Below are 11,569 nucleotides of genomic sequence, written 5' to 3' on the forward strand. Positions count from 1 at the left end.
ATGCGTAAGATGCTGCTACTTATATACTCACTTTGGAAAAGCGGGGAGGAATACGATGAGACAAGGGATTTCTAACAAAAGTGGCTGAGCCTCGAGACACAGCCACACGAGATAGTACAAAACTGGTGGATAGCACCAAAGACTTCCCTTAATGGCTGCAAAGATACAACAAAATCAGTAGAACTGCAAAGGAAAAAGACAAAAACAAACTATATTGATATAATATAGAGTCTTGGCCACGGCCAAGAAGTATCCCTGTTGTCTCAAGGTAATTACGAAACCATATTGTTAAAAGGTCCTATTTTTCCTATTCAATATTTGGAAGTTTGCGCAGAATCTTGCAAAGCAAGAAAGCCGAGCGATAAATCCCCAGAGCAGGCCAGTCGCATTGCAAATTCGACAGAGCTACCTGAGCGCGGCATGACAAAGGGTGAGGATGATATCTATGCAACAATGCCGCTGGATAAGTGGGCTGAGGAGTTGCTGGAAATGTCAGAGTATTACCCTTGTATGAAGGAACTCTTTATTAATGTACATCCCCATAAGTTGCCTGCGGTACTCTTTTCGAGTGCAGCGCTGTTTGGCACGCTGATGACCCGCGCCTGGTACCACTTCTGGTTTGCACCTAAAATCATCCGCCGATTGAACTACTGCATCTTCATTATCGGCGATCCCGGTGCCGGAAAGCATCTGATAGAGGAGTTCTACAAGATTATTGCCGACCCGATGATACAGGCAGACCAGTGCCTGATAGACGCGGTGAACCGCTATAAGGAGGGGCGCACGGAGCGCACCACCTCTACCAAAGCCCAGAAGGGCGAGGCGCTGAAACGCCCTGTAGTAGGCATCCGCGTGCACCCGGCACGTACGGCTACAGGCGAATTTATCCGCCACATGAATGCGGCTGTAGAGACGATACAGGGCATGCCCCTGAACCTCCACATGTTCTCGTTTGATGCGGAGCTCGACAACGTGACGAAGCAGAACAAGGGCGGCGACTGGAAAGACCGCGAAGTGCTCGAACTGAAGGCTTTTCATAACGAGGAGGATGGACAGATGTATGCCAATCAGGAGAGCGTCACCGGCATGTTCAACGTGTATTGGAACTTTATCTACACTGGCACGCCGTATGCTCTGAACCGCAAGGTGAACCAGCGTAACTTCGGTACCGGTATGAGCACCCGTCTGGCTGTGATACCTCTGCCCGATAAGGGCACAGCCCAGCGCCATCAGGAGGTGATAGAGGGAGCCGACGAGGTGATTCGTGAGTGGGCTTACAAGTTGGACAAGGTGGAGGGTGAACTGCCTATAGAACCGCTGAATGACGAGACCTACGACTGGCAGACCAGCCACATGGAGATAGCTGAGTTTAACGGCGACAAGGCAGACCGCACGCTGCTGAAGCGTATACCATATTACGGCATCGGCATCTCTTTGCCCTTTATCCTGATGCGCCATTGGGATGAGTGGCAGGAGCACCGCACGCTGACGATGGACGACAGAGATAAGCGCCTGTGCCGCCTGGCTATGGACATCCAGTACAAGTGTCAGAAGTTCTACTTTGGCGAGATGGCTTTCAACTATTTTGCCAATCAGAACAAGGAGTTTGTACAGCGCCGTCGCACCACCCGCTATGATGAGTGCTTCCGCAAGTTGCCCGATGAGTTTAAGACGCAGCAGTTTATAAACTGTTTCGGCACTTCGCAGCCAACGGCATGGAAGGCCATCAACCGCTTTGTTAGTGAGGGTATCGTTAAAAAAGTGAAGTACGGTACCTATCGAAAACTGGTGCAGGAACTTCCTTAACTTATAAAGTTATAACTCCTGACACCTGACATTTCAACCAGCCCGCTGGATAGCTGTAGGGCGGGCGATGGCCATACAGGAAAACGGCACGGAGAGTATAGATGACTTCGCCATGCTTGGTGGTTGGAATTGTATGAATAAGGACCTGTCGCGATGACAGGTCCTTTTTTTTATCCTAAAATCATTTTGGGCAGAGGATTTCTTGGGCGCGGGTGATTTGACTGGCCGTGGGAGCGGGGACGTCTTTCAGGGAATAGGGAACGCCCAGCTGCTGCCATTTAAAGGTGCCCAGGGTGTGGTAGGGCAGTACCTCTACCTTCTGAATGTTGCGGAGCGTATCGAGCATCTGGCGCAGACGGGTGAGCTGCTCTTCATCGGTGGTGATGCCAGGCACCAATACGTGACGAATCCAAACGGGTTTTTCTATGTCGGACAGATAGCGGGCGCAGTCGAGGATAGGCTCGTTGCTGTGGCCCGTGAGCCAACGGTGTTTCTCGCTGTCGATATGCTTGATGTCGAGCAGTACCAGATCGGTGCTCTGCATCAGACGCTGGAACTTAGAAAAGAATGGTTCCTGATGGGTGAAAGGCTGGGCGGCGGTGTCGAGACAGGTGTTGATGCCACGACGATGGGCTTCCTCAAAGAGATCGATGAGGAAATCAATCTGCAGTAATGCCTCGCCTCCGCTGACGGTGATGCCGCCATCGGCGCCCCAGTAGCTGCGGTAGCGCTCGGCCTTGTCGAGAAGTTCCTCGACGGTAGCAGTGGTGCCGCAAGCATCTGAACCAAGCTTCCAGGTATCGGGGTTGTGGCAGTAGCGACAGCGCATCTGGCAACCCTGAAGGAAAATAAGGAACCGAATCCCTGGCCCATCGACAGAGCCAAAGGATTCGGTACTATGTATATAGCCTTTTCTAGACATACTAGTATTTCTAGATTATCTAGTTTAGAGCGATTCGTGCGACTGACGTGCAATAACATCTTCCTGCTGCTCGCGAGTGAGGTCGATGAACTTAACGGCATAACCAGATACGCGGATGGTGAAGTTGGCGTACTCGGGCTTCTCAGGATGCTCCATGGCATCGCGCAGCTTGTCGACACCAAACACGTTCACGTTCAGGTGGTGAGCACCACGGCTGAAGTAGCCATCCATGACGCGAACCAGAGTGGTAGCACGCTCATCGTCGTTCTGTCCCAGGGTGTTAGGACTGATGGTCTGGGTGTTAGAGATACCATCGAGGGCATACTCGTAAGGCAGCTTAGCTACTGAGTTGAGCGAAGCCAGCAGACCGTTCTTCTCGGCACCGTAGCTGGGGTTGGCACCAGGAGCCAGAGGAGTGCCGGCACGGCGTCCGTCGGGCAGGTTGCCTGTGTACTTGCCATAAACCACGTTAGAGGTAATAGTGAGGATAGAGCAGGTAGGAGTAGCGTTACGATAGGTGGCGTGCTTGCGGATCTTCTTGACGAAGGTCTTGAGCAACCATACTGCAATCTCGTCAGCACGGTCGTCGTCGTTACCGTAGCGTGGGAAGTCGCCCTCGGCTACATAGTCTACGTTGAAGCCCTCTTCGTCGCGAATCATCTTGACCTTAGCATATTTAACGGCTGAGATAGAGTCGACTACGTGAGAGAAACCTGCGATACCGGTAGCGAATGTGCGACGTACGTTGGTGTCGATAAGAGCCATCTCGGCAGCCTCATAGAAGTACTTGTCGTGCATGTAGTGGATGAGGTTCAGGGTGTTGACATAAACACCAGCCAACCAGTCCATAGCCTGATCGAAGCGAGGAGCCAGCTCCTCCCAAGTGAGGTACTCGTCCTTGATGGGGCGGAAGCCAGGAGCAACCTGCTCGCGGGTCTTGGCATCGACACCACCGTTACATGCATAGAGGAAACACTTAGCCAGGTTGGCACGTGCGCCGAAGAACTGCATTTCCTTACCAGTCTGAGTAGCACTTACGCAGCAGCAGATGCTATAGTCATCGCCCCATACAGGACGCATCACCTCGTCGTTCTCGTACTGAATAGAGCTGGTCTTAACAGAGATCATAGCAGCGTACTTCTTGAAGTTATCGGTGAGGCGTGGTGAGTAGAGTACGGTGAGGTTTGGCTCGGGCGAAGGACCCATGTTCTCCAGAGTGTGGAGGAAACGGTAGTCGTTCTTGGTTACCATGTGGCGACCGTCCATGCCCATACCACCTACTTCGAGGGTAGCCCATACAGGGTCGCCAGAGAAGAGCTGGTTGTAAGAAGGAATACGGGCGAACTTAACCATACGGAACTTCATAACCAGGTGGTCGATGAGCTCCTGAGCCTCGGCCTCAGTCAGTGTGCCCTCTTCCATATCACGCTGGATATAGATGTCGAGGAAGGTAGAAACACGACCTACTGACATGGCAGCGCCGTTCTGAGTCTTGATGGCAGCCAGGTAGCCGAAGTACAGCCACTGAACAGCCTCGCGGGCGTTGCTGGCGGGCTGAGAAATATCGAAGCCATAGATCTGGGCCATAGCCTTCATCTCCTTCAGGGCCTTGATCTGCATAGAGATTTCCTCGCGCTGACGAATGATATCGTCGCTCATCACACCGGCACCGCAGTTGCGCTTGTCGGCTTCCTTCTCGGCAATGATGAAGTCGATACCATACAGAGCCACACGACGGTAGTCGCCCACGATACGGCCGCGGCCATAGGTGTCGGGCAGACCGGTGAGGATGTGGTTATGACGCACGTGCATCATCTCCTCGGTGTAAGCATCGAATACACCATCGTTGTGGGTCTTGCAGTACTTGGTGAAAATCTCGTGCAGCTTCTCTGAGGGCTGGTAACCATAAGTGGTGCAAGCCTGCTCAGCCATCTTGATGCCGCCAAAAGGCATGAAGGCGCGCTTAAGGGGTTTATCGGTCTGCAGACCAACTACCTTCTCCAGGTCCTTCTTACTCTCGTCGATGTAAGCTGGGCCATAAGCTGTCATGCTCGACACGATCTCGGTCTCCATGTCGAGCACACCGCCCTTGGCACGCTCCTCCTTCTGCAGCTCCTGCAATCGGCCCCACAATGTGTTGGTGGCATCGGTAGGTGCAGCCAAGAAAGACTCGTCGCCTTCGTAAGCTGTGTAGTTGTTCTGAATAAAGTCTCTGAGATTGACCTCCTCGGTCCATTTGGTTCCTTTAAAACCACGCCATTCTTTACGCATAAATTAACTTGTGTTTTGTTTCGTTTTGTAAAATAATAATACCTACTGTACTTTTTCCGGCTGCAAAGGTACACATTTTTTTTTAAATACAATTAAATCTGATGCTATAGATTGCGATATTTGTGGGATTTTTGCTAATTTTGCATCGATATTTGTGATTATACTAAAAAACGACGTGATGAAAGACAATAATAAATGGGTGGCTTGTTGGGGAAATGCCACATCGATTACTAACCGTAGAGAGGCTGTGTATGCTAAAGACCTCACATTGCGATATCCCATACGTATGTGCTTCAGCGGCAGCATGCTGCGTTTCCGATTCTCGAACCTTACGGGAACAGAACCTGTGACGCTAGATAAGGTGTTTGTGGGCCGCACGCCCATCACTTTCGAAGGCAAGGCAGGGGTTACACTGATGCCTGGTAAGGAAACCGAGAGCGATGCCATCGGCTATGCCGTGAACCGTGGCGATACCATCGAGGTGAGCATGTATATGGCCGGCTACACGCAGATGAACAGCGGTACGCTCATTACGGGGCCGCTATCGAAAGGGCAGTATGCCTATGGCGACTTTGCCGAGGCCGACGAGCTGCCGCTGGACCTGAGCCGCAACACCAACTGGTTCTACTTTCTGAACACCATCGATGTGCTGACATCGCAAGAGAACCACGCCGTGGTGTGCTATGGCGACTCGATCACGGCCCAGTCGTGGCCCGACTATATGGCGCAGCTGGCTTTCGGCACCAATGCCTCGATCATTCGCCGAGCCGTGAGCGGCACCCGCATTCTGCGACAGTACGACTGCATTACCTATCAGGCCTACGGACTGAAGGGCGCCACACGATTCCCCATAGAGATGAACGTGGCGGGGGCAACCGATGTGATTATTCAGCACGGCATCAACGATATTATACACCCTGTGGGTACCGATGTGAACCCGTTCCGCCCATGGAGCGACCTGCCTACGGTAGAGGAGATGGAACACGGGGTAGAGGATATATACGTAAAGCCGGCCAAGGCCATGGGGCTGAAGGTGTGGAGCGGCACGCTGCTGCCCATATACGGCTGGCGTACCTATAATGAGGATCGCGAACGGATGCGCCAGCAGTTTAACGAGTGGCTGCGCACATCGCCCATCTTCGACGGATGTATTGACTTTGATGCTGCTGTACGTAGCGTTACTAACCCCAAGGCTTTTGCCGACGGATTTGACAGCGGCGACCATCTGCATCCCAGTGAGCTGGCCTACGAGGCGATGGCTCAGGCAGCTGCGCACAAACTGGTGCGACGCATGCCGAGATATGATCACGAAGAATTATTCTAATTAAGTGGCAGGGCGTGCGCAAGAATTTCTGATGAATAAATTCTGTTTATTATTGTTTTCTGTGTCACTGTCGGTTTCGGCGGTGGCACAGGAAAAGTTTGAGATAGGTAAGCCCGGCGACAGCAACTATAGGTATCTGGATAACTATCAGGCGCTGAAAAGCTATATCAACTATTCAGACTTCCCGAACTTTAAGTTGGGTGCCGGTACTATTGTTTACGACTATCTGGTGAATCCTACGGTAAGAAACCTGGTAAACAAGAACTTTACTGAAACCGTAGCTGGTAATGCCATGAAGATGCAGAGCTGTGTTGACAACTATGGCTACATGAGCTTTGCTGCAGTAACGAACTTTGTGAATGCTGCCACAGATGCAGGACTCAGTGTGTATGGACACACCTTGGCGTGGCACGCGCAGCAGCCCGTAAACTGGTTGCAGAAGCTGGTGACGGCTGCACCCACAAAACAAGCTAAATGTGATACCCTGGTGTATGCCATGGACAAGTGGATAAAGGGTATGATGGAAGCTTGCGGCGGTAAGGTAAAGGCATGGGACCTGGTAAACGAACCTCTATCGGGAGATGGTAACGACGGTGAAGGTAATTACGAACTGCAGCACTCTAAAGGCTATAAAAGTGGTACCTGGGATGTGGGCGGTTATGCCTTCTACTGGCAGGACTACATGGGCGACTATGAATATGTGCGTCAGGCTTGCAGGCTGGCTCGCAAGTATGGTCCAGAGGATATTGTCCTGTTTATCAACGACTACAATCTGGAGTCGGACTGGGATGACAACAAGAAACTGAAGTCGCTGATTAACTGGATCAAGAAGTGGGAGAGCGATGGCGTTACCAAGATTGACGGCATCGGAACCCAGATGCACGTGTCGTATTACGAGAACAGCTATATCCAGAACAGCAAGAAGGAACATATTACCAAGATGTTCCAACTGATGGCGGCATCTGGTAAGCTGGTGCGCGTAAGCGAGATGGATATGGGCTATGTGGATGCTAACGGCAACGACGTACATACGGCTAGCATGACAGAAACACGCCACAAGAATATGGCCGATTTCTACGAGTGGATTATCAAGGAGTATTTCCGTCTGATTCCTCCTGCCCAGCAGTGGGGTATATGCCAATGGTGTACTACCGATTCGCCATCGAATAGCGGATGGCGTGCCAATACCCCGGTGGGTATATGGGATATCAACTACTATCGCAAACACGTGTATGCAGGTATCGTACGCGGACTGAGCAGCGTGACTAGCGGTATTGAAGGGGGTGAGGCCGATAGGGCTATTGAGGCTCCAGAAGGCATCTATAACCTTAACGGCGTGAAACTATCGGCAAAATCGCTAGAAGATGTGCCGCATGGTATCTATATCGTAAACGGTAAGAAGACCGTGAAATAAGAAAACACCCGCCATTTCAGTGTGGCGGGTGTTTTTTTATTGTTTTTATTTTTTATTTTTCCTTACCCTTAAAGGATTTTACTTTCATACCAAGTTTATCGGGCATAATAGCATTGAGGAAAATACCTACAATGGCTGCTATGGCCAGACCTGACAGATGGATAGGCCCGAGGGCGATATCGTCGTTGGCACCATATTTCACGCCAATGGCAAGTACCAGGATGAGGGCTGCCACAAACACGTTGCGCGAGCTCTTCAGGTCGACTTTCTCTTCTACAAGATTGCGCACACCAACGGCAGAGATCATGCCATACAGAATGAGGCTGACACCACCGATAGTGGCAGCAGGCATGAGCTGAACAAGGCAAGCAAACTTAGGACAGAAAGCCAGAATGATGGCTAAACAAGCAGCGATGCGAATGACTCTTGGATCGAACACCTTAGTCAGGTTGAGCACACCTGTGTTCTCGCCGTAGGTGGTATTGGCCGGAGCACCGAATACCGATGCAATAGCAGTAGCAATACCATCGCCAGTAAGTGTGCGGTGCAATCCAGGCTCGGCCAGGAAATCCTTACCTACTGTAGAGCTGATGGCAAACATATCGCCGATATGCTCCATGATGGTGGCAAAGGCGATAGGCATAACAGCCAGAATGGTAGAGAGCATCAGGGTGGTGTTGCCATCTTCGAGAACTGCCAGTATGGTGCGGTCCTTATGGATGGGGAATCCTACCCATGCTGCCTCGCCAAGAGGTGAGAAATCTACCTGGCCCATGCAGGCTGCAATCACATAAGACACGATGACACCCAGAAGCACGGGGATGATCTTGATGATACCCTTGCCCCATATAGATGAAACAATGACAGTGATGATGGAGATGATGGCCAGCAGCCAGTTAGTCTGACAGTTGGTGATGGCTGAACCCGAAAGCACCAATCCAATGGCAATCACGATAGGACCGGTAACTACTGGTGGGAAGTACTGCAGTATCTTCTTGACACCAAACGACCTGATTAATCCCGCCATGACGAAATACATCAGTCCGGCACAGGCTACACCTAGACAGGCATAATCAAGGGCCAGCGTCTCAGATAGACCTTGCGATACGCCCATCTCTTTAACAGAGGCATAACCGCCTAGGAATGCAAACGAAGAGCCAAGGAAAGCTGGTACATTCCACTTCGAGATGAAATGGAATAACAATGTACCGATTCCTGCAAAAAGAAGGGTGATGGATACATCCAACCCAGTAAGTAGAGGTACAAGCACCGTAGCTCCGAACATAGCAAATAGATGCTGCACACCAAGAATCATCATGCGTGGTGTGCCAAGCTGTCGGGCATCATAAATGGCATTTTGTGGTTCCATAAAAATTTAGTGTTTTAATTATTCATATTGCCTTAATGCGGCGATGAGTTCACTATTTTCGGTCTTGGTGCCGATGGTGATGCGCAGACAGTTCTGGCAGAGCTGAACGCGGTTGCGGTTGCGCACAATGATGCCGCGATCAACCAGATAGTTGTAGATCTTGGTGGCATCGGTCATCTTAGCCAGGAAGAAGTTGGCCTCGGTGGGGTAAACCTTCTGGCAGATGGGCAGCTCGCTGAATGCATCCATCATGCGTCCGCGCTCCTGAAGCAGCACCTTCACCCAGTTATCAACCTCATAAGGATCCTTCAGCGCCTCGAGAGCCTGCTGCTGAGTGAGCTGGTTGACGTTATAAGGATACTTCACCTTATTAAATATAGCGATGATATCGGTTGAGGCAAATGCCATACCCAAACGGATGGCTGCACAGCCCCATGCCTTCGACATGGTGTTGAGCACGATGAGGTTGGGATACTTGGCCAACTCGGTGCGCAGTGGCTTCTGCGATGAGAAATCGCTATAGGCCTCGTCGACAATGACGATACCCTCGAAACCCTCAATCACCTTGATGATCTCGTCGCGGTTCAGACTGTTACCTGTGGGGTTGTTAGGTGTGCACAGCCATATAATCTTGGTATGCTCATCGGTAGCAGCCAACAGCTTATCGGCAGTTACCTGATAATGCTCATCGAGCAGCACGGTGCGATATTCGGTGTTATTGATATCGGCACATACCTTATACATACCATAGGTAGGCTCGATGGCTACTACGTTGTCGACGCCCGGCTCGCAGAAACAGCGGTAGGGCAGGTCGATGGCCTCGTCGCTACCATTGCCCAGGAAGATATTCTCGGCGGGCACGCCTTTCACCTTGCTGAGGGCAGCCTTGAGCTCCAGCTGCAATGGATCGGGGTAGCGGTTGAAGGGCTGATTGTATGGATTCTCGTTGGCATCGAGGAAAACCCTTGCCTCACGGCCAGCGTACTCATTACGAGCGCTGCTGTAAGGTGCCAGATTCCAAATATTAGGTCTTGTTAATTCTTCTAAAGACTTCATAATTCTTATAGTTTTACCTACGGATTTTACGGATTATATGGATTATTAATTTTTTAGATATTTCGGACCTTTGGAATAATTAAATCCGTAAAATCCGTATAATCCGTAGGCTTTATTATTTTTCAATCGAGCGAATACGAACGCTCATGGCGTTCTTATGGGCATCTAGTTGCTCAGCCTCGGCCATGAGTTCTACGGCGCGGCCGATGCTGCGGATGCCATCTTCAGAGAGATGCTGGAAGGTGATTTTGCGACAGTAGCTGTCCAGGTTTACACCGCTGTAGGCAGTAGCGTATCCGTGTGTGGGCAGAGTGTGGTTAGTGCCGCTGGCATAATCGCCTGCACTCTCGCAAGCATATTCGCCTAGGAACACGCTACCAGCATTCACTACCTGACTGGCCAGCTTATTGTAGTTCTTGACCTGCAGAATCAAGTGCTCAGGAGCGTAGGCATTCGAGAGGTCGATGGCATCTTGCATGTTCTTGACCAACACCAGTCGGCTGTTGTCGAGCGACTTAGCTGCCATCTCCTTACGGGGCAGCATGTCGAGCTGACGGTTCACCTCGGCCTGAACGTCGAGAATTACCTGCTCGGATGTGGTGATGAGGAACACCTGTGAGTCGATGCCGTGCTCGGCCTGCGACAGCAAGTCGGCTGCCACAAACTCGATGTTGGCATGCTGATCGGCAATCACACACACCTCTGATGGGCCAGCGGGCATGTCGATAGCCACATCGTGCAGACTTACCTGTTGTTTAGCTGCCATGACATACTGGTTGCCAGGGCCGAAGATCTTGTAGACCTTGGGCACACTCTGAGTGCCATAAGCCATAGCACCGATGGCCTGTACGCCACCAGCCTTGAATATCTTGCTAACACCTGCAATACGGGCAGCTACCAATATGGCTGGGTTCACCTTGCCATCGCGACCTGGAGGTGTGCAAAGCACAATCTCCTTACAGCCTGCTATCTTGGCAGGTGTGGCCAGCATTAATACGGTAGAGAAGAGTGGAGCTGTGCCGCCAGGAATGTAGAGGCCCACCTTCTCGATGGCTACACTCTTCTGCCAGCATACTACGCCAGGCTGCGTCTCAACCTTCTTGCCTTTGAACTGCTGAGACTCGTGGAAAGCCTTGATGTTGTAGTGGGCCACCTGAATGGCGGCTTTCAACTCGGGACTTACCAGCTGCTCGGCCTCGTTCATCTCCTCCTCGGATACAGCAAGTGTAGGCAGGTCGACATGGTCGAACTTCAGTTCGTAGCCCTTTACGGCATCGTCGCCACGCTTCTTGACATCGGCCAGAACCGATGCTACTATATCATTAAGTTGTGAAACGTCCAAATGAGGACGCTCCACAATCTTAGCCCATTCACTTCTTTCAGGAAAACGAATTATATTCATGATTC

Annotated in this window: 8 protein-coding genes; 3 read left to right on the plus strand and 5 right to left on the minus strand. The window is 51.2% G+C overall.

Features of this window, described 5'->3' with window-relative positions:
* The first annotated feature begins 420 nt into the window (after positions 1-420).
* Entirely contained in the window at positions 421-1,806 is a 1,386-nt protein-coding gene (locus BUB86_RS05610; protein WP_254795103.1) for a hypothetical protein, read from the plus strand.
* Positions 1,807-1,987: 181 nt separating this feature from the next.
* Here the strand turns inward: BUB86_RS05610 and pflA are convergent, their stop codons facing one another.
* Both pflA and pflB read right to left on the minus strand, forming a co-directional pair.
* On the minus strand, positions 1,988-2,728 hold the full coding sequence (pflA, locus tag BUB86_RS05615; RefSeq protein ID WP_073206773.1) for a pyruvate formate-lyase-activating protein: 741 nt from the start codon (positions 2,726-2,728) through the stop codon (positions 1,988-1,990).
* Positions 2,729-2,752: 24 nt separating this feature from the next.
* A complete protein-coding gene (gene pflB / locus BUB86_RS05620; RefSeq protein ID WP_073206776.1) occupies positions 2,753-4,999 on the minus strand; it encodes a formate C-acetyltransferase in 2,247 nt (748 codons plus the stop codon).
* Positions 5,000-5,177: 178 nt separating this feature from the next.
* Here pflB and BUB86_RS05625 point away from each other — a divergent pair, with 178 nt between their 5' ends.
* Entirely contained in the window at positions 5,178-6,323 is a 1,146-nt protein-coding gene (locus BUB86_RS05625; RefSeq protein WP_175549423.1) for an SGNH/GDSL hydrolase family protein, read from the plus strand.
* Between the two features lie 82 nt (positions 6,324-6,405).
* Positions 6,406-7,737, plus strand: coding sequence for an endo-1,4-beta-xylanase (locus BUB86_RS05630; RefSeq protein WP_073206779.1), 1,332 nt, complete (start codon positions 6,406-6,408; stop codon positions 7,735-7,737).
* 52 nt (positions 7,738-7,789) lie between these two features.
* Here BUB86_RS05630 and BUB86_RS05635 read toward each other — a convergent pair whose 3' ends face one another.
* The 3 genes from BUB86_RS05635 to hisD all read right to left on the minus strand — a co-directional run bounded on the left by BUB86_RS05635 (position 7,790) and on the right by hisD (position 11,564).
* Positions 7,790-9,106, minus strand: a complete 1,317-nt coding sequence (locus tag BUB86_RS05635; RefSeq protein ID WP_073206782.1) for a uracil-xanthine permease family protein — start codon at positions 9,104-9,106, stop codon at positions 7,790-7,792.
* An 18-nt stretch (positions 9,107-9,124) separates the two neighbouring features.
* Positions 9,125-10,162, minus strand: coding sequence for a histidinol-phosphate transaminase (gene hisC, locus BUB86_RS05640; protein ID WP_073206785.1), 1,038 nt, complete (start codon positions 10,160-10,162; stop codon positions 9,125-9,127).
* A gap of 115 nt (positions 10,163-10,277) precedes the next feature.
* Positions 10,278-11,564, minus strand: a complete 1,287-nt coding sequence (gene hisD, locus BUB86_RS05645; protein ID WP_073206789.1) for a histidinol dehydrogenase — start codon at positions 11,562-11,564, stop codon at positions 10,278-10,280.
* Between the last annotated feature and the right edge of the window lie 5 nt (positions 11,565-11,569).

Origin of the sequence: Xylanibacter ruminicola (assembly GCF_900142525.1) — a bacterium.
Taxonomy (GTDB): Bacteria; Bacteroidota; Bacteroidia; order Bacteroidales; family Bacteroidaceae; genus Prevotella; species Prevotella ruminicola_A.